The sequence below is a fragment of the Streptomyces sp. NBC_00377 genome (assembly GCF_036075115.1).
In the GTDB taxonomy this organism is placed as follows: Bacteria; Actinomycetota; Actinomycetes; order Streptomycetales; family Streptomycetaceae; genus Streptomyces.
Genome location: NZ_CP107958.1, coordinates 3981226 through 3998847, shown reverse-complemented (window position 1 = coordinate 3998847; position 17622 = coordinate 3981226). Strand labels below are relative to the sequence as shown.

The following is a 17622-nucleotide window of genomic DNA, read 5'->3' as shown; positions in this document are numbered from 1 at the left end:
ACATCATGGAGGCTGCCACGCACCGCGTCGGGTGCCTGCTGCCTTTGGGCGCCGGCGGGACGGTGGCAGGCGCGACAGTCTGGGTGGTCGCAGGCATGTGGCGATCGTGCGACGTCGGCAACGGCTCGGCCAACGGGGCGGTCCTGCTTTTCTGCTTTCTTCTCATATGGGCCCTGATTTCCTCGCTCTGGGGCCTTGTCCTCAAATTCCTCGGCCCCAGGGGAATGAAATGGGCATACGTCGTCGCGATCTGCGCGAGCGTGGGCATGGCCTGGGGAATGATCGCGTGGATCGGCGTCCTGGATTCCTACCCCTCACCGATCTGCGAGGGCAACGTCCCCCCGTGGTGGCCGGACATCATTCCGGTGTGACGTGGGGCTGCGGGGTGACGCGGGGTGATGCGACCAGGAAGCCCTGCGGCTCTCGGTTTCGGCCCGAGCCGTGGCTTCCGCCTCCGTCCCGGCGAGAGCGGGCGCGGCGTCGAGCGACCGCGCAATGCGGCCCGAGGGCGTGTTCGCCGGCGCGAGTCTCACCCTGAGCCCACAGAGACCGACCTGGACGGCCACGGGCGAATGGAGAACTTTCACACGAAGGCCGAGGCGGGCAACCGCGCCGCCGAGGCCCGAAGACCTCACCCGAGACCAGCGAAACCCCAGGTCAGGGCCAGACCAGGCAGTACGGCTGGTGCCCCGCCTCGTGCAGGCGGTGGCTGAAGTCCTGCCACTCGTGGAGCAGCTGGTAGACGTTGAACGCGTCCCGGGGGCCGCCCCGGTCCGGCACCGTGGACCAGATGAACGCCGCCGCGCCCACCGCTTCCTCGCCTATGTCCCGCAGGGGGTCCACGACCGTCATGGGGAGCTTCACCACGGCGTAGTCGGGATGCAGGACGACCAGTTCCAGCGGGGGCACCTTGTGGAGGGGGACGCCTTCGATGCCGGTCAGCACCATCGCGGCCATGGTCTCGGGCTTGATCTTGGTGAACATGCCGTTCATGCCGAGCTCGTCGCCGCCGAGCTCCTCGGGGCGCATCGAGATCGGGACGCGGGCCGCGGTAGCGCCGTCGGGCGCGCCGAAGTACTTGTACGTCACCCCCACCCGACCACCATTTCTGCTCCCCGCCCGAAGGGGGTCGATCCGCTGGTCGACGCGCCGGTCGATCCGGTCGAACCCCTCGATCCGGTCGAGTCGGTCGATCTGATCGATGCGGTCGATCCGGTCGGGCTCACTCGGTACACCTTGTGCCTGCGTCTGACGTGCTTCGTTCGCTTCCTCCGCGTCGCGCCGGTGCTTTCCCCGTTGGGCACGTCGAGGACCCAGGTCGTCAGTCCCCTCGCCCAGTCCGCCACCGCGATGCATATCTCCACCCGACTGCTTTTCTAGGACGCGTGGCCCCCGCCGCGCAACCCGATCATCGTGTCAGTGACCTCCCCCACGGCCGCCCGCCGAAACGTGCGTTGAAACACCTGTCCGCAGGATCTTCACAGCCACTGGACACACGGTCGGTGTGTGCTACGTCCAGCAGGCCTGTTCCGACTCAGTTTCGCAGATGGTGAAGCCGATGACGGCCCCACGGGCCCCCGGCTCTCGCTGGCCTACTCTGGGAGGTCACTGGCAACCGGAGTCCAGCAAGTCGGAAAAGGTCGGAGAAGTCGCAGGTCATGAGCGAACTGCCCTATTCATACGATGCGCCTGTCTCACAGGCGCTGTTCGACCGTGCGTCCGCCGTCACGCCGGGCGGTGTGAACTCGCCGGTGCGCGCGTTCCGCGCGGTGGGCGGAACGCCCCGGTTCATGGTGTCCGGCACCGGCCCGTACCTGACGGACGCCGACGGGCGGGAGTACGTCGACCTGGTCTGTTCCTGGGGGCCCATGATCCTCGGGCACGCGCACCCCGAGGTGATCGCCGCCGTCCAGGACGCGGTCTCGCGCGGCACCTCCTTCGGTACGCCCGGTGAGGGTGAGGTGGCGCTCGCCGAGGAGATGGTCGAGCGCATCGCGCCCCTGGAGGAGGTGCGGCTCGTCTCCAGCGGCACCGAGGCCACCATGTCCGCCATCCGGCTCGCCCGCGGCTTCACCCGGCGCTCCAAGGTGATCAAGTTCGCCGGGTGCTACCACGGGCACGTCGACTCGCTCCTCGCGGCGGCCGGCTCCGGGGTGGCGACCTTCGCGCTCCCGGACACGCCCGGTGTCACCGGCGCCCAGGCCGGCGACACCATCGTCCTGCCGTACAACGACCTCGAGGCCGTGCAGGAGGCGTTCCACCGGCACCCGGGCGAGATCGCCTGTGTGATCACCGAGGCCTCGCCGGGGAACATGGGTGTCGTGCCGCCGCTGCCGGGCTTCAACCAGGGACTCAAGGACGCCTGCCAGAACAACGGCGCGCTGTTCATCTCCGACGAGGTCATGACCGGCTTCCGGACCAGCCGGGCGGGCTGGTACGGGATCGACGGCGTACGGCCCGACCTGATGACCTTCGGCAAGGTCATGGGCGGCGGCTTCCCCGCCGCGGCCTTCGGCGGGCGGGCGGACGTCATGGCGCACCTCGCCCCCGCCGGACCCGTCTACCAGGCGGGCACACTCTCCGGGAACCCGGTGGCGACCGCCGCCGGACTGGCCCAGCTCCGGCTCCTCGACGACGCCGCCTACGCCACGATCGACGACGTCTCCGTCCGGATCCGGGCCCTGGTGTCGGAGGCGCTGACCAAGGAGGGTGTCGCGCACACGCTCCAGAGCGCCTCCAACATGTTCTCGGTGTTCTTCACGGACCGTCCCGTGCGGGACTACGAGGACGCCAAGGCGCAGGAGTCCTTCCGCTTCACCGCCTTCTTCCACTCGCTGCTGGCGAACGGCGTGTACCTGCCGCCGTCGTCCTTCGAGTCATGGTTCGTGTCCACGGCCCACGACGACCGGGCCGTCCAGAGAATCGCCGACGCCCTCCCGGCGGCGGCCCGAGCGGCTGCGGAGGCCACAGCGGCATGACCACCCCGGAGAACGCACCCCAGAACGCAGCAGAGAAGGCGTCCCAGAAGGCATTCGAGAGGGCCTTCGGGTACGGCTCGGACCAGGACATCACCGTCGTCCACCTGATGCGGCACGGCGAGGTCGACAACCCCGACGGCGTCCTCTACGGCCGGCTCGACGGCTACCACCTTTCCGAGCTGGGCCGGCAGATGGCCGAGCGGGTGGCCGAGCACCTCGCCCCGCGTGACATCACGCACGTCGTCGCCTCGCCGCTGGAGCGGGCGCAGGAGACGGCGACGCCGATCGCCAAGGCGCACGGGCTCGACCTGGCCACCGACGCGCGGCTGCTGGAGGCCGAGAACGTCTTCCAGGGCAAGACGTTCGGCGTCGGCGACGGGGCGCTGCGCCGGCCCGAGAACTGGAAGCACCTCGTCAACCCGTTCAAGCCGTCCTGGGGCGAGCCGTACGTCGACCAGGTCGTCCGGATGACGGGGGCGCTGAACGCGGCGAAGGACGCGGCCCGCGGGCACGAGGCGGTGCTCGTCAGCCATCAGCTGCCGATCTGGATCGTGCGGTCCTACGTCGAACGGCGGCGGCTGTGGCACGACCCGCGCAAGCGGCAGTGCACGCTCGCCTCGCTGACGACCTTCACGTACCAGGGCGACCGGATCGTGTCCGTCGGCTACAGCGAGCCGGCCATCGACCTGGTGCCCGCCCATCTCCGTGCCGGAGCCAGGCCGGTGGCGGGGAAGGGCAAGGCCTTCGGGGCGTAACCGCGCCCTGGCCGGAACACATGCCGTAACGGATGGCTGGAACCGGCCGCTCTGTTACGGAATCCGGAAGTCCCGGCGGAACCTCGTTGTTCGTCACGTCCTCTGATTATGTGACCACCAGAGAACGTGACGAACGGGGTTGCCACATGCGCGCCATCACCCGCAGGGGAGCACTCGGACTCGGTGCCGGGGCCGCCGCCGCTGCCGGACTCGTGGGCTGCGGCAGCCTCACCGACTCCGACGGCCCCCGCGCCCACGGCGGTGCCGGCGGCTCGGGGAAGCCGTCCGGCAGCCCGAGCCCGAAGGCCAGCGCCCGGCCCATCGGGGACGGGTCCACCTCCTTCACCGGCAAGCAGCCCCACCAGCCTGCCCCGCCGGCGCCGCTCCAGCCCAGCCAGGAGCCGCCGCAGTTCGTCGTCTTCTCGTGGGACGGGGCCGGCGAGGTGGGCAACGGACTCTTCGACCGCTTCCTCGACCTCGCCAAGGCGCACGGCGCGAGCATGACCTTCTTCCTCTCCGGGCTGTATCTGCTGCCGGAGTCGAAGAAGCGGCTCTACGACCCGCCCAACAACCCGCGCGGCGCCTCCGACATCGGCTACCTCACCGACGACCACGTCAAGCTGACGCTCGCGGGCGTCCGCCGCGCCTGGCTAGAGGGGCACGAGATAGGCACCCACTTCAACGGCCACTTCTGCGGCGAGGGCCACGGCTCGGTCGGCAAGTGGACGCCGGCGCAGTGGCGCAGCGAGATAGACCAGGCGAAGAAGTTCGTGAAGGAGTGGCGGACCAACACCGGCTGGAGCGAACTGCCCGCGCTGCCCTTCGACTACGACAAGGAACTCGTCGGCGGCAGGACGCCCTGTCTGCTCGGCCAGGACAACCTCCTCCCCACCGCCCGCGCCCTCGGCTGGCGCTACGACGCCTCCTCGCCGGGCGGGCGTCAGGTGTGGCCGAAGAAGAAGGACGGGATCTGGGACCTGCCGTTGCAGCAGATCCCCTTCCCCGGCCACTCCTTCGAGGTCCTCTCGATGGACTACAACATGCTCGCCAACCAGTCGATCAACTCGACCAAGGCGCCCGCCCACAACTACCCCGGCTGGCGGCAGCAGTCCTCACAGGCGTACATACAGGGATTCAAGCGGGCATTCGAGACGAACCGCGCACCCCTCTTCATCGGCAACCACTTCGAGCAGTGGAACGGCGGCATCTACATGGACGCCGTCGAGGAGGCCTTCAAGCACATCGCGCGGGAGAAGGAGAAGGGCGCGGACGTACGGCTGGTCTCCTTCCGCCAGTTCGTGGACTGGATCGACGTCCAGAAGCCCGAGGTCCTCGAGAAGCTGCGCACCCTCGAGGTGGGGCAGCAGCCGGCCGGCGGCTGGAAGACCTTCCTCGGCGCACGCACCCCCTCGGCATCCACCTCCGCGTCCTCGTCCGCGTCGGCCTCGGCGCCGTCCTGAAAAGGGGTTTTCTCCCCGCAAGGGGGGCGGGAAAGATCCCTGGAACGGGCATGCGAAACTTTTCACATGAGTGCCGCCAGCCACATTTCCCCGAGCTCGACCAGCCGGATCCGCTCGCGCCGCGCTGCCCTGACCACGGCCGCCGGTGCAGCCGCCGCCGCACTGCTGCTCACCGCGTGCACCTCCGGGGGCACCGCCGGAGGTGGCAGTGACACCAACTTCGTGATGGGCAAGGACGGCATCTCCATCGCGAAGAAGGGCGAGCGCGCCGCCGCGCCCGACCTGTCCGGCAAGACCGTCGCCGGTGGACAGCTCGACCTCACGCAGTACAAAGGCAAGGTCGTCGTCCTCAACGTGTGGGGCTCCTGGTGTGCTCCCTGCCGTGCCGAGGCGCCCAACTTCGAGAAGGTCTACACGGACCTCAAGGGCCAGGGCGTGCAGTTCGTCGGGATCAACACCCTCGACACCAGCAACGACAACGCCCTCGCCTTCGAGAAGCAGCAGGGCATCACCTACCCCAGCCTGTCCGACCCCAAGGGCAAGCTGCTGCTGCGCTTCAAGAAGGGCACGCTCAGCCTCCAGGCCATCCCCTCCACGCTGGTCATAGACCGGGAAGGCAAGATCGCCGCCCGTTCGCTGGCCGCACTCGGCGAGGAGAGGCTGCGCAGCATGATCGCGCCCGTCCTCGCGGAGAAGTGACGTGAGCGCGGTCAGCACACTCGCCACGACGGGTTACAACGACACCGTGCTCAACGGCGCGTTGCTGACCGCGCTGCCGATCGCGCTGCTCGGCGGCCTCGTCTCCTTCTTCTCGCCCTGCGTCCTGCCGCTCGTCCCCGGCTATCTGTCGTACGTCACCGGCGTCGCCGGTACCGACCTGGCCGAGGCCCGCCGCGGGCGGATGGTGGCCGGCGCCTCGCTCTTCGTCCTCGGTTTCACCGTGGTGTTCGTCTCCAGCGGAGCCCTGTTCGGCTACTTCGGGGAGAACCTCCAGGCGAACCAGGACGTCCTGTCCAAGGTGCTGGGCGTGCTCATGATCGTCATGGGCGTCTTCTTCATGGGTCTCATGCCCTGGATGACCCAGCGCGAGTTCCGCTTCCACAAGCGGCCCGTCGCCGGACTGGCCGGAGCCCCGCTGCTCGGCGCGCTGTTCGGCATCGGCTGGACCCCCTGCATCGGCCCGACCCTCGCCTCCGTGATCGCCCTCTCCTCCCAGCAGGGAAGCGCCGGCCGCGGTGCCATACTGACCGTCGCCTACTGCCTCGGCCTGGGCGTGCCCTTCGTGCTCGCCGCGGTCGCCTTCCGCAAGGCGCTCGGCGCCTTCGGCTGGGTCAAGCGTCACTACGCCTGGGTGATGCGGATCGGCGGCACGATGATGATCGTGACCGGTCTGCTGCTGCTGACCGGCGCGTGGGACCGCATCGTGCAGGACATCCAGTCCTGGTCCGCCGGCTTCACTGTGGGGATCTGATCCATGAGCAAGAGCACCGTCGGCGCCACCGCCGGCGAGACCCCGGCCGCCTCCGAGGAGCGGGACCTCGGCGCCGCCGGCTCCCAGTTGTCCACCGCGCCCGTGGACACGCTGGCCACCGGACCCACCCTCGGGATCGTCGGCTGGGCCCGCTGGTTCTGGCGGCAGCTCACCTCGATGCGGGTCGCGCTGCTGCTGCTCCTGATGCTGGCCCTCGGCGCGATCCCCGGCTCGCTGATCCCGCAGTCCGGCACCGACGAGACGAAGGTCGCCGACTTCCGTCAGGCCCACGGGACGCTCGCGCCGATCTACGACAGGCTCGGCCTCTTCCACGTCTACAGCTCGGTGTGGTTCTCCGCGGTCTACATCCTGCTGTTCGTCTCCCTCATCGGCTGCATCGTGCCCCGCACCTGGCAGTTCGTCGGCCAGTTGCGCAGCCGTCCGCCGGGCGCGCCGAGGCGGCTGACCCGGCTGCCCGCGTACACCACGTGGCGCACCGACGCCGAGCCGGACCAGGTCCACGAGGCCGCGCTCGCCCTGCTGAAGAGGCGCCGCTTCCGGGCCCACGTCGCCGGGGACGCCGTCACCGCCGAGAAGGGCTACCTCCGTGAGGTCGGCAACCTCGCCTTCCACATCGCGCTGATCGTGATGCTCGTCGCCTTCGCCTGCGGTCAGCTGTACAAGTCCGAGGGGAACAAGCTGGTCGTCGAGGGCGACGGCTTCTCCAACACCCTCACCCAGTACAACGACTTCAAGTCCGGCAACCTCTTCAGCACCGACGACCTGAACCCGTTCAGCTTCACCCTGGACAAGTTCACCGGCACGTACGAGACCTCGGGTCCGAACACGGGCACCGCCCGCACCTTCCAGGCCGCCATCACCTACAGCGTGGGCGCCTACGGCAAGGACGAGAAGGCTCTCGTCAAGGTCAACCACCCGCTGGAGATCGACGACTCGAAGATCTACCTCACCGCCCACGGCTACGCGCCCCTCATCACCGTCCGCGACGGCAAGGGCAAGGTCGTCTACCGCGACGCGGTGCCGCTGCTGCCGCTCGACTCCAACATCACCTCCAGCGGTGTGATCAAGGTCCTGGACGGCTACCGGGACGCCAAGGGCGCCGAGGAGCAACTGGGCGTCTCGGCCTTCTTCCTGCCGACGTACACCCAGGGCAACGAGACCGCCTCGACGTTCCCGGCGCTGCGCAACCCGGTGCTGAACCTGACGCCGTACCACGGGGACCTCGGCGTCGACTCGGGCATCCCGCAGAGCGTGTACCAGCTCGACAAGGCGCACATGAAGGCGTTCAAGGACTCCAAGGGCGCCCAGCTGCGGGACAACCTGAAGCCCGGCGAGACCATGACCCTGCCGAACGGCGCCGGCTCGGTGACCTACGAGGGCACCAGGGAGTGGGCCAACTTCCAGATCACCCAGCAGCCCGCCAGCGGCTGGGCACTCGGCGGCGCCCTCGCCGCGATCTTCGGCCTCGCCGGCTCCCTGTTCATCCAGCGCCGCCGGGTGTGGGTGCGTGCGGTGCGGGGCGACGACGGGGTGACGGTCGTCGAGATGGCCGGACTCGGCCGCAGCGAGTCCGCCAAGGTGCCCGAGGAACTCGGCGACCTCGCCGGGATCCTGTACGACGGGGCGCCCGCGGCACCGGAGCGCGGCACCGCCTCCCCCGACACCTCCGCTTCCCCGAATCCCTCCGAATCCTCCGAACCCCGAGCCGTACCTGCCGAAGGGGCTGAGAAATGACTCTCGCCGCCGCCACCAACGAAAGCCTCGCGAGCATCAGCAACACGCTGATCTACTCTTCGATGGCCGTCTACACCCTGGCTTTCTTCGCGTACATCGCGGAGTGGCTCCTCGGCAGCCGCAGCAAGGTCGGCCGTACCGCCGCCGCGCTCACCGCGGCGGGCGCGGCCAAGGGCCCGGCCGTCACCGTCAAGAAGAACGGCGGCACGGCCGTCATGGAGCGGCCGCAGGTCGTCGTGCGCTCCGCGGCCGGCGCGCGGGACGTACCCGACGGGCCCGGCGCGCACGGCGGTGACGAGCAGGGCGACATGTACGGCCGGATCGCCATCTCCCTCACCCTGCTCGCGTTCCTGGTGGAACTGGCGGGTGTGATCGCCCGCGCGGCCTCGGTGGAGCGGGCGCCGTGGGGCAACATGTACGAGTTCAACATCACCTTCTCCACGGTGGCCGTCGGCGTGTACCTCGCGCTGCTGGCGCTGAGGAAGAACGTGCGCTGGCTCGGCCTGTTCCTGATCACCACGGTCCTGCTGGACCTGGGGCTCGCGGTGACGGTCCTCTACACGGCGAGCGACCAGCTCGTCCCCGCCCTGCACTCGTACTGGCTGTACATCCACGTCTCCACCGCGATCTTCTGCGGCGCGGTGTTCTACGTCGGCGCGGTCGCCACGATCCTGTACCTCTTCAAGGACGCCTACGAGAACAAGCTCGCGACCGGCGGCAAGCCGGGTCGCTTCGCGAACTCGGTGCTCGACCGGCTGCCCGCCTCGGCCTCCCTCGACAAGTTCGCCTACCGCGTCAACGCGGCCGTCTTCCCGCTGTGGACGTTCACGATCATCGCGGGCGCGATCTGGGCGGGCGACGCCTGGGGCCGCTACTGGGGCTGGGACCCCAAGGAGACCTGGTCGTTCATCACCTGGGTCGCGTACGCCTGCTACCTGCACGCCCGCGCCACGGCCGGCTGGAAGGGCCGCAAGGCCGCCTACCTGGCCCTGATCGCCTTCGGCTGCTGGCTGTTCAACTACTACGGCGTCAACATCTTCGTCACCGGCAAGCACTCGTACGCTGGCGTGTAGCTCCCGCACCCCGAAGGCCGGTTCCCGTGACCCACGTCACAGGGACCGGCCTTCGGGGTGCGGACAGGGCGAGCACACCGTCGCGGGCGGCGGCCGCATCCGCTTCGGGAGGAGGGCGGCCGCCAAGGCGTCCGCGAGGGAGGATCGGCGGTAGGATGGGTAGCATGAGTGAGCCTACCGGCAAGTACTCGATCACCATGCCTCGGGACATCGCCGAGGCCGCCAAGGCCCGCAGCGGCCCTTCCGGCCTGTCTGCTTACGTGGCTGCCGCCGTGGCCCGCCAGATCGAGCGGGACAACCTCAACGAGATCATCCAGGTCGCCGAGGCCGAGCACGGGCCCGTGACGGACGAGGAGATCCAGGCGCTGCGCGACCAGCTCCACCATGGCCGCCGCCAACAGACGGGCGGCGCGAGCGCCGCGTGACCCGATCCCCCGCCGCGCCTGGCGGCACGCTGGTCCTGGACAGCGAGGGGCTGGCCAAGGCCGTCCTGCGCGACCGCACGGTCACCGGCTGGCTCGCCCTCGCCCGCGCCGACGACCTGCGCGTCATCACCTCCGCAGCCACCCTCGTCGAGGTGGTCCACCCTCGGATCAACCGCCCTGCCCTGGACTGGACCCTTTCCCGCCTGGTCATCGAACCGGTCACCGAGCCCATCGCCCGCCACGCCGCCGCACTCCTTGCCGACGCCGGCCTGCACGGCCACAAGTACGCCATCGACGCCATGCTCGGGGCCACCGCCCTCACCGCCCCCGGCCCCGTGACAATCCTGACCTCAGATCCGGAGGGCCTCACGGCGCTGTGCGGTGGGCGCGCCACCGTCATCAAAATCTGATCCCGCCGTGGACGTCCGTGCGAGCCATGGCCCGTTCGAGGCGGGTGTGCTGCCCGCGGCGGGGCGTACGGAGTCCGGGTACGCGCTGGCGGCGGGGCGTCCGGAGTCCGGGTACGCGCTGGTGGCGTACCGGGAGCCGGTACGGCAGTACGGGCCGGTGACGGCGGCGCGGATCATGCGGACCGTGCACGAGGGGGACGTCCCGGTCGGCCGGTGCTCGCCGAGTTGCGCCGGGAGGGTGGCAGCGAGGCGGAGCTGCGGTCCGCGCTGGCGGCGCGCGCGGAGACCCTGAGCGGCCCGCACCCGCGCCATGCTCGCGAGAGCGGGCCGTCTGCACGCCTGCCTGGACGTCGTCAGCGCAGGCGGGACGACGACAGAATCGACAGCAGGTGGGCCGGGACCATCAGCCAGGTGATGAGGGCGATGGCGGCCAGTGCCCAGCGGGTCGGGTCGACCGAGTCGGTGGCCGCGTCGGCGAACGCCACGACGACGAGGACCAGGGAGGCCTCGATGCCGTTGGTCACCCGGTGGATCTTGAACGCGGCGGCCAGCCGGCGCACCGAGGCGACGCCTTGCGAGCGCGGCGCGGTGGCCTCGTCGTCGGCGACGGCAAGCCCGCGCCGGGCCCGGGCCACGTCCACCAGGTCGGTCGACGCCTTCAGCAGCACGACGCCGAGCGCGGTCGCGAGCCCGAGGGACACCCAGCCGTTGAATCCCGCCCAGCCGCCGAGCCCGGACTCCGCGGCGCGGAAGCCGAAGCCGATCATCAGCGCCGCGTCGGCCAGGTAGGCGCCCAGCCGGTCGACGTAGATGCCGGTCGCGCTGTTCTGGCCCTTCCAGCGGGCGACCTCGCCGTCCACGCAGTCGAAGAGCAGGAACAACTGCATCAGGAGGGCGGCGAGCACGGCCCCGGTCAGGCCCGGGATCAGCAGCGCGGCCCCGGACAGCACCCCGCACACCACCATCGTCCAGGTCAGCTGGTCCGGCGTGACCCGGGTGCGCACGAGTTGGCGGGTGAACCGCAGGGAGACCCGCCGCATGTACAGCCGGCCCGCCCAGTGTTCGCCGTTGCGGCTCGCCAGCTTGGCCTGCGGCTGGCAGACCTCCCGCAGCTCCTCCAGTACCGGAGCAGCAACCATGAACGTTCCTCCCACGAGCCCCTGATGATCGGGCCAGGTTACAGATCGCTCAAGTGGGCGCGGCGGCGGGGCTGTTGCGCGGGCGGGCCCCTCTGTCGAGTGGTCCGCATTGCCCCGAGCGGCCCGCCGTCGCAGCATGAGGGCATGGATCTTCTTGACCGGGCGACGGCACGGGCCTGGCTGGCCACCGCCGTCGCCGAGGCGCGGACCGGCCTCGCCGAGGGCGGCATCCCGATCGGCGCGGCCCTCTACGGCGCGGACGGCACGCTCCTGGGCCGCGGCCACAACCGGCGAGTCCAGGACGACGACCCCTCCATGCACGCGGAGACGGCCGCGTTCCGCGCGGCGGGCCGGCAGCGGTCGTACCGCGGCACGACGATGGTCACGACCCTCTCGCCGTGCTGGTACTGCTCCGGGCTGGTGCGCCAGTTCGGCATCTCCCGGGTGGTCGTCGGAGAGGCGGCCACCTTCCACGGCGGCCACCACTGGCTGGCGGAGTACGGCGTGCAGATCATGCTCCTCGACGACGCCGAGTGCGTCGCGATGATGCGCGAGTTCATCGACGAGAACCCGGCCCTGTGGAACGAGGACATCGGTGAATGACCCGGCCGCCGCACGGCGCAGCCCCCGCATCCCCACCATCGACCTCCGGCCCTGGCTGGACGGCGACCCCGAGGCTCGGGCCGCGATCGCCGGTACCGTCGACGAGGCCCTTCAGAGCGCCGGGTTCCTGCTGGTCACCGGTCACGGCGTCGACCCCGTCCTGCGCCGGCGCATCAGGGAGGCCGCCCGGGCGTTCTTCACCCTCCCCGCCGAGGCCAAGCAGCCGTACGCGGCGAAGGTCGGCGGGCGCGGGTGGCTCGGGCCCGGAGCGGAGGCCAACGGCTACTCGGAGGGGACCGAGACACCCCCCGACCTGAAGGAGTCCCTGACCTTCGCCACCCATGAGCCCTTCGACGACCCGGTCGTCGACGCGGAGTGGTATGCGCCGAACGTCTGGCCGGCGCAGGCCCCGCGGCTCCGGGCGCTGTGCGAGGAGTACCTGGAGCTGATGGCCGGGCTGGAGAAGGAGCTGCTCTCCCTGCTCGGGGTCGCCCTGGGCGTCGAGGCGGACTTCTTCTCCCGTCACATGGACCACCCGACCTACGGCTTCAACATCAACTGGTACCCGGGGACGGAGGTCCTCGGCGAGCCGCAGCCCGGCCAGTTCCGCATCGGCCCGCACACCGACTTCGGCACGGTCACGATTCTCGACCGGCAGGCCGGAAAGGGCGGACTCCAGGTCTGGACGGACGACGGCGGCTGGGAGGACGCGCCCTTCGACCCGGCGGCCTTCACCGTCAACATCGGTGACCTGCTGGCCCGTTGGACCGGCGACCGCTGGCGTTCCGGCCGCCACCGGGTCCTGCCGCCCCCGGCCGACGAACCCGCCGAGGAGCTGATGTCCCTCGTCTACTTCGGCGAGTGCACACCGGGAACGCTCGTGGAGTCCCTGCCCGCCCCGGTCGGCCGGGTGGCGTACGAACCGGTCGACTCGCATGTGTACCTGCGGGAGAAACTGGACTCCATCACCGTGAACTGAGCACCGCGTAATCCGCGACGGTGCGGCGGTAGCGGGTGTGTCCGGTCTCCCGGGTGTGCCCGCGCTGCCACTCCTCCACGTCGGCGGGGCGCCGCCGGGCGCCGGACCCGGCGGCGCACTCGGTGCAGGCACCCTCGTACTCCGCCGCGGCGGAGGCGTCCGGTACGAGGGCGTAGTCCCGCAGTCCCAGCAGGGCTGCGTGGTAACGGAGTTGATGGCGTCGGAGCAGGACGTCCGCGTCGGTCTCGGCGCTGCCGTCATGACGGGTCCGGGCGTCCTCGCGGAGGGCGGCCAGATCGGCGCAGGCCGCGCAGTCGCGGACGGGGGCGGGGCCGGAGCCGGGGGCCGATGGTTCCTGCGGGCCCTGGAACGAGCGGGAGTTCGCGGCGCGGACGCCCGCGCTGAGACGTTCGCCGGGGGTGGCCGGGCGGAGGGACTCCGGGCGGGCCTCCCACTCCCGGCCGCCCCCGAGCGGGCGCAGCAGCGCGTACGGGCCCGCGTTGCCCCGGTACTCGCCGACGCTGTCCGACACGGGGTCGTAGACGACCGTTCCTGTTTCGAACTGACTCGCGATGTCCTCGGTGTTTTCGGTCATGCCCCGTCCGTGCCCTCTCCGTACCGACTTCGTGACTCTGGGTGTGTCGAGCGTCGCGCGAGGGCACGGTGCGTATCAATGCCCGACGCGTGCCAGTGGGCGCCTGTCACGGAGGGGGACGACGGTGACCACCAACGCGGCTCTGTTCGGTGAGCTGTTGCGCCACTTCCGTGAGGGGGCCCTGCTGACGCAGGACGCGCTGGCGAAGGCGATCCCCTGCGACCGGTCGTTGGTAGCCCGGGTGGAGGCTGGGACCCGGGTACCCCAGGAGCCGTTCGCCAAGATGTGCGACGAAGTACTGGGAACGGGTGGGGCGTTGGCCCGGCTGTGGGGCCGGGTGGACTGGTATCCCCAGGTGGAGCACCCGGACTGGTTCAGGCGCCGGGCGGAGATGGACGCGGAGGCGGTGTCCCTCTGGGAGTACCAAGAGCGCGTGATGCCGGGTCTGCTCCAGACCGAGGACTACGCGCGGGCACTGTTCTCCCGTGTGCTGAGTCCCGCCGAGGCAGAGGAGCGCGTCCGTGCCCGACTCAGTAGGCAGCAGCGCTTCCTGGCCGACGGCGGTCCGCTCTACATCGCTGTTCTGGACGAGAGTTGCCTGCGTACCGTCATCGGCGGGGCGGAGGTCATGCGGGGCCAGTGCGCGCACCTCCTCAAGGTAGGGCAGCTCCCCAACGTCCGTGTCCAGGTGGCCCCTTCGAGCGGGCCGGGGCTCATCCGCCCCAACACATCCATGTCGCTCATCAAGCTGCCTGACGGCCACGAGTGGGTGTACTCGGAATCCCTGGATCAGGGCCATTTCAACGATGATCCGGCCGCCTTCGCCCGCCATAACCGGACCTATCATGTGCTCAGGGCCGACGCGCCGTCAGCCGCCGAGTCCGCCGCTCTGATCAGCGACGCGTTGGAAGGGTACGAGCACTATGAACAGGCACGAGCTCACCGCGACGACCTGGATCAAGAGCAGCTACAGCGGCGACAACGGCGGCAACTGCATCGAGGTGGCCCCCGGTTTCCCCGCCGTCGTCCCCGTCCGTGACAGCAAGGCCCCGGACGGCCCGGTGATCGTCGTCGCGCGGAGCGCCTGGGCCGCGTTCGTGGGCGCCGTCAGCCTTCCTTAGGGTCCTCGCCCGACTCGCGGCGCTTCAGTTCGTCCTCGCGGCGGCGCAGGTCGGCCTCCCAGTCCTTGAGGAGCTTCTCGTCGTTCTTCGCCGTCTCGTCCTTCAGGGACTTGAGGAACTCGGGGTTGTCGTCCGGCGCCACCCACTCGGCGCGCCGGGCGCGGGGCGACTGAGCCGCGGTGGCGCCGCCCGCGGGCGTGCGGCGGGCCTTGCCCGCCACCAGCCAGGCGACCGGCCCGACGAGCACCTCGCCGAAGAGCAGGATGATGATGACCCAGACCACCTTCGGCAGGCCCCGCACCTCCTCCTCGGGGGTGTTCAGACAGTCGATGAAGGCGTAGATCCACAGTGCCAGGACCAGCAGGAACGGCAGATACCTGAGCATGGTGGCGGGTTCTCCCAGAAGACGGCGACGGAGCGTGGGGCAGCCCCGGTGACGGGGTCAGGGTAGCGGGTGGCCGATACTGGGACACATGGCTTACGACGATCTTCGTTCCCTGCTCAGGGCACTGGAACGCGAAGGCGACCTCAAGCGCGTCAAGGCCGAGGTCGATCCGTATCTGGAGGTCGGGGAGATCGTCGACCGGGTCCAGAAGTCCGGTGGCCCCGCGCTCCTCTTCGAGAACGTGAAGGGGTCGAGCATGCCCCTCGCGATGAACGTGTTCGGCACCGACCGGCGGCTGCTGAAGGCCCTCGGGCTGAAGTCGTACGGCGAGATCTCCGACAAGATCGGCGGGCTGCTGCGGCCCGAGCTGCCGCACGGGTTCGTCGGCGTCCGGGAGGCTTTCGGGAAGCTCGGCGCGATGACGCACGTGCCGCCGAAGAAGGTGAAGCCCCAGGACGCCCCCGTCCAGGAGGTCGTCCTGCACGGCGACGACGTCGACCTCGACGCCCTGCCCGCCCTCTTCACCTGGCCGCAGGACGGCGGTTCCTTCTTCAACCTGGGCCTGACGCACACCAAGGACCCGGAGACCGGGATCCGCAACCTCGGGCTGTACCGCCTCCAGCGCCACGACAAGCGCACGATCGGCATGCACTGGCAGATCCACAAGGACAGCCGCAACCACTACCAGGTAGCGGCCCGCAAGGGTGAGAAGCTCCCCGTCGCGATCGCCTTCGGCTGTCCGCCCGCCGTGACGTACGCCTCCACCGCCCCGCTGCCCGGCGACATCGACGAGTACCTGTTCGCCGGGTTCATCGCGGGCAAGCGGATCGAGATGGTCGACTGCAAGACGGTGCCGCTCCAGGTGCCGGCGCAGGCGGAGGTCGTCATCGAGGGCTGGCTGGAGCCGGGGGAGATGCTGCCGGAGGGTCCGTTCGGCGACCACACCGGGTTCTACACCCCGCAGGAGCCGTTCCCCGCGCTGAAGATCGACTGCGTGACGATGCGCAGGCGTCCCCTGCTCCAGTCGATCGTGGTCGGCAGGCCGCCGACGGAGGACGGCCCGCTCGGCCGTGCCACGGAACGTTTCTTCCTGCCGCTGCTGAAGGTCATCGTCCCGGACATCGTGGACTACCACCTGCCCGAGGCCGGCGGCTTCCACAACTGCGCGATCGTCTCGATCGACAAGAAGTACCCCAAGCACGCGCAGAAGGTGATGCACGCGGTCTGGGGCGCCCACATGATGTCGCTGACCAAGCTGATCGTCGTGGTCGACTCGGACTGCGACGTCCACGACCTGCACGAGGTTGCCTGGCGGGCGCTCGGCAACACCGACTACGCCCGCGACCTGTCCCTCGTCGAGGGCCCGGTCGACCATCTCGACCACGCCTCCTACCAGCAGTTCTGGGGCGGCAAGGCGGGCATCGACGCGACCCGTAAGTGGCCCGAGGAGGGGTACACGCGCGACGGCGGCTGGCCGGAGATGGTGCTGCCCGATCCGGAGACTGCGGCGAAGGTCGACCGCCGCTGGAAGGAGTACGGGCTGTGAGTTCCGCATCCGCAGCGCTTCCGCAGCAGCCGGGACGCACCAAGGCGTTCCTGCGCCTGGTGATGATCGAACACTCCGTGTTCGCGCTGCCCTTCGCCTACATCGCCGCGCTGACGGCGATGTACGAGACGGACGCCAACATCCACTGGGGCAGGCTGCTGCTGGTCACCGTCTGCATGGTGGGCCTGCGCACCTTCGCCATGGCGGTCAACCGGATCATCGACCGCGAGATCGACGCCCGTAACCCCCGCACGGCGCAGCGCGAGCTGGTCACGGGGGCCATGTCGGTGCGGCACGCCTGGACCGGCGCCCTGATCGCCCTGGTGGTCTTCCTGGGCGCGGCCGCGCTGCTGAACCCGCTCTGTCTGGCCCTTGCCCCCATCGCGGTGATCCCGATGGTGGTGTACCCGTACGGCAAGCGGTTCACGAACTTCCCGCAGGCCATCCTGGGTCTGGCGCAGGCGATGGGTCCGATCGGCGGCTGGCTGGCGATCACCGGCGAGTGGTCGTGGGACGCGGTGATCCTGGGCCTGGCGGTCGGCGTCTGGATCGGCGGCTTCGACCTCATCTACGCCTGCCAGGACGTCGAGACGGACCGCGAGATCGGCGTCATGTCGGTCCCGGCCCGCTTCGGCATCCCGGCGGCCGTCCGGGGAGCGCGCGTCTGCCACGCGATCACGACGGCCCTCTTCGTCTGGTACGCCCTGGCCACGGGCGCGGGCGCGTTCTTCTGGCTGGGCCTGGTGATCGTCGCGGGCGCCTTCGTCTACGAGCACACGATCGTTCGGCCGCACGACCTGACCCGCCTGAACAGGGCGTTCTTCCAGACGAACGGGTTCATCGGCATCAGCTTGTTCGGCTGCGCGCTGATCGACCTGCTGGTGCGGGGGCTCACGGTCTAGCCCTGGTCCGGTCCTTGCCCGGACC

The 17622-nt window shown here is 70.0% G+C and carries 21 protein-coding genes; 17 read left to right on the top strand and 4 right to left on the bottom strand.

The window, feature by feature from the left end; translation table 11 throughout:
* The first annotated feature begins 5 nt into the window (after positions 1 to 5).
* Positions 6 to 371 carry a hypothetical protein gene (locus OHS71_RS17990; RefSeq protein ID WP_328480392.1) on the top strand — a complete coding sequence of 122 codons (366 nt, stop codon included), beginning with the start codon at positions 6 to 8 and terminating at the stop codon, positions 369 to 371.
* Between the two features lie 286 nt (positions 372 to 657).
* Here the strand turns inward: OHS71_RS17990 and OHS71_RS17985 are convergent, their stop codons facing one another.
* A complete protein-coding gene (locus OHS71_RS17985; protein WP_010353923.1) occupies positions 658 to 1095 on the bottom strand; it encodes a hypothetical protein in 438 nt (145 codons plus the stop codon).
* A gap of 563 nt (positions 1096 to 1658) precedes the next feature.
* On the opposite strand from OHS71_RS17985, the gene hemL reads away from it, so the two are divergent.
* The 10 genes from hemL to OHS71_RS17935 all read left to right on the top strand — a co-directional run bounded on the left by hemL (position 1659) and on the right by OHS71_RS17935 (position 10619).
* The gene (hemL, locus tag OHS71_RS17980; protein ID WP_328480391.1) at positions 1659 to 2978 is read left to right on the top strand and encodes a glutamate-1-semialdehyde 2,1-aminomutase; all 1320 of its coding nucleotides are present in this window, start codon (positions 1659 to 1661) and stop codon (positions 2976 to 2978) included.
* A gap of 107 nt (positions 2979 to 3085) precedes the next feature.
* A complete protein-coding gene (locus OHS71_RS17975) occupies positions 3086 to 3733 on the top strand; it encodes a histidine phosphatase family protein (RefSeq protein ID WP_328484552.1) in 648 nt (215 codons plus the stop codon).
* Between the two features lie 146 nt (positions 3734 to 3879).
* Positions 3880 to 5193 (top strand): hypothetical protein, encoded by a 1314-nt coding sequence (locus tag OHS71_RS17970; protein ID WP_328480390.1) that lies wholly within the window; start codon positions 3880 to 3882, stop codon positions 5191 to 5193.
* Between the two features lie 66 nt (positions 5194 to 5259).
* Entirely contained in the window at positions 5260 to 5892 is a 633-nt protein-coding gene (locus tag OHS71_RS17965) for a TlpA family protein disulfide reductase (RefSeq protein ID WP_328480389.1), read from the top strand.
* A gap of 1 nt (position 5893) precedes the next feature.
* Entirely contained in the window at positions 5894 to 6664 is a 771-nt protein-coding gene (locus OHS71_RS17960; RefSeq protein ID WP_328480388.1) for a cytochrome c biogenesis CcdA family protein, read from the top strand.
* A 3-nt stretch (positions 6665 to 6667) separates the two neighbouring features.
* Entirely contained in the window at positions 6668 to 8419 is a 1752-nt protein-coding gene (resB, locus tag OHS71_RS17955; protein ID WP_328480387.1) for a cytochrome c biogenesis protein ResB, read from the top strand.
* The gene (gene ccsB / locus OHS71_RS17950; RefSeq protein WP_328480386.1) at positions 8416 to 9492 is read left to right on the top strand and encodes a c-type cytochrome biogenesis protein CcsB; all 1077 of its coding nucleotides are present in this window, start codon (positions 8416 to 8418) and stop codon (positions 9490 to 9492) included. Before resB ends, ccsB begins: the two co-directional genes overlap by 4 nt.
* A 164-nt stretch (positions 9493 to 9656) precedes the next feature.
* On the top strand, positions 9657 to 9917 hold the full coding sequence (locus OHS71_RS17945; protein ID WP_328480385.1) for a CopG family transcriptional regulator: 261 nt from the start codon (positions 9657 to 9659) through the stop codon (positions 9915 to 9917).
* Entirely contained in the window at positions 9914 to 10327 is a 414-nt protein-coding gene (locus OHS71_RS17940; protein WP_328480384.1) for a PIN domain-containing protein, read from the top strand. Before OHS71_RS17945 ends, OHS71_RS17940 begins: the two co-directional genes overlap by 4 nt.
* A 7-nt stretch (positions 10328 to 10334) precedes the next feature.
* Positions 10335 to 10619: a hypothetical protein gene (locus tag OHS71_RS17935; RefSeq protein ID WP_328480383.1), complete on the top strand. Its 285-nt coding sequence runs from the start codon at positions 10335 to 10337 to the stop codon at positions 10617 to 10619.
* Positions 10620 to 10680: 61 nt separating this feature from the next.
* On the opposite strand, the gene OHS71_RS17930 is transcribed toward OHS71_RS17935, so the two are convergent.
* Positions 10681 to 11466 (bottom strand): CDP-alcohol phosphatidyltransferase family protein, encoded by a 786-nt coding sequence (locus OHS71_RS17930; protein ID WP_328480382.1) that lies wholly within the window; start codon positions 11464 to 11466, stop codon positions 10681 to 10683.
* A 144-nt stretch (positions 11467 to 11610) separates the two neighbouring features.
* On the opposite strand from OHS71_RS17930, the gene OHS71_RS17925 reads away from it, so the two are divergent.
* The gene (locus tag OHS71_RS17925) at positions 11611 to 12069 is read left to right on the top strand and encodes a nucleoside deaminase (protein ID WP_328480381.1); all 459 of its coding nucleotides are present in this window, start codon (positions 11611 to 11613) and stop codon (positions 12067 to 12069) included.
* Complete coding sequence (locus tag OHS71_RS17920) at positions 12062 to 13048, top strand: isopenicillin N synthase family dioxygenase (RefSeq protein ID WP_328480380.1); 987 nt, start codon at positions 12062 to 12064, stop codon at positions 13046 to 13048. The genes OHS71_RS17925 and OHS71_RS17920 overlap by 8 nt, the downstream gene beginning before the upstream one ends.
* On the opposite strand, the gene OHS71_RS17915 is transcribed toward OHS71_RS17920, so the two are convergent.
* Positions 13035 to 13643 (bottom strand): DUF7848 domain-containing protein, encoded by a 609-nt coding sequence (locus OHS71_RS17915; protein ID WP_328480379.1) that lies wholly within the window; start codon positions 13641 to 13643, stop codon positions 13035 to 13037. The genes OHS71_RS17920 and OHS71_RS17915 overlap by 14 nt on opposite strands.
* 124 nt (positions 13644 to 13767) lie before the next feature.
* Here OHS71_RS17915 and OHS71_RS17910 point away from each other — a divergent pair, with 124 nt between their 5' ends.
* Together OHS71_RS17910 and OHS71_RS17905 are read left to right on the top strand one after the other, a co-directional pair.
* A complete protein-coding gene (locus OHS71_RS17910; protein ID WP_328480378.1) occupies positions 13768 to 14682 on the top strand; it encodes a helix-turn-helix domain-containing protein in 915 nt (304 codons plus the stop codon).
* A complete protein-coding gene (locus tag OHS71_RS17905; RefSeq protein WP_328480377.1) occupies positions 14645 to 14764 on the top strand; it encodes a DUF397 domain-containing protein in 120 nt (39 codons plus the stop codon). The genes OHS71_RS17910 and OHS71_RS17905 overlap by 38 nt, the downstream gene beginning before the upstream one ends.
* Here the strand turns inward: OHS71_RS17905 and OHS71_RS17900 are convergent.
* Positions 14751 to 15149, bottom strand: a complete 399-nt coding sequence (locus OHS71_RS17900) for a PLD nuclease N-terminal domain-containing protein (RefSeq protein WP_328480376.1) — start codon at positions 15147 to 15149, stop codon at positions 14751 to 14753. The genes OHS71_RS17905 and OHS71_RS17900 overlap by 14 nt on opposite strands.
* A gap of 88 nt (positions 15150 to 15237) precedes the next feature.
* Here OHS71_RS17900 and OHS71_RS17895 point away from each other — a divergent pair, with 88 nt between their 5' ends.
* Positions 15238 to 16695, top strand: a complete 1458-nt coding sequence (locus tag OHS71_RS17895; RefSeq protein ID WP_328480375.1) for a menaquinone biosynthesis decarboxylase — start codon at positions 15238 to 15240, stop codon at positions 16693 to 16695.
* A complete protein-coding gene (mqnP, locus tag OHS71_RS17890; protein ID WP_328480374.1) occupies positions 16692 to 17597 on the top strand; it encodes a menaquinone biosynthesis prenyltransferase MqnP in 906 nt (301 codons plus the stop codon). Before OHS71_RS17895 ends, mqnP begins: the two co-directional genes overlap by 4 nt.
* Positions 17598 to 17622: the final 25 nt, after the last annotated feature.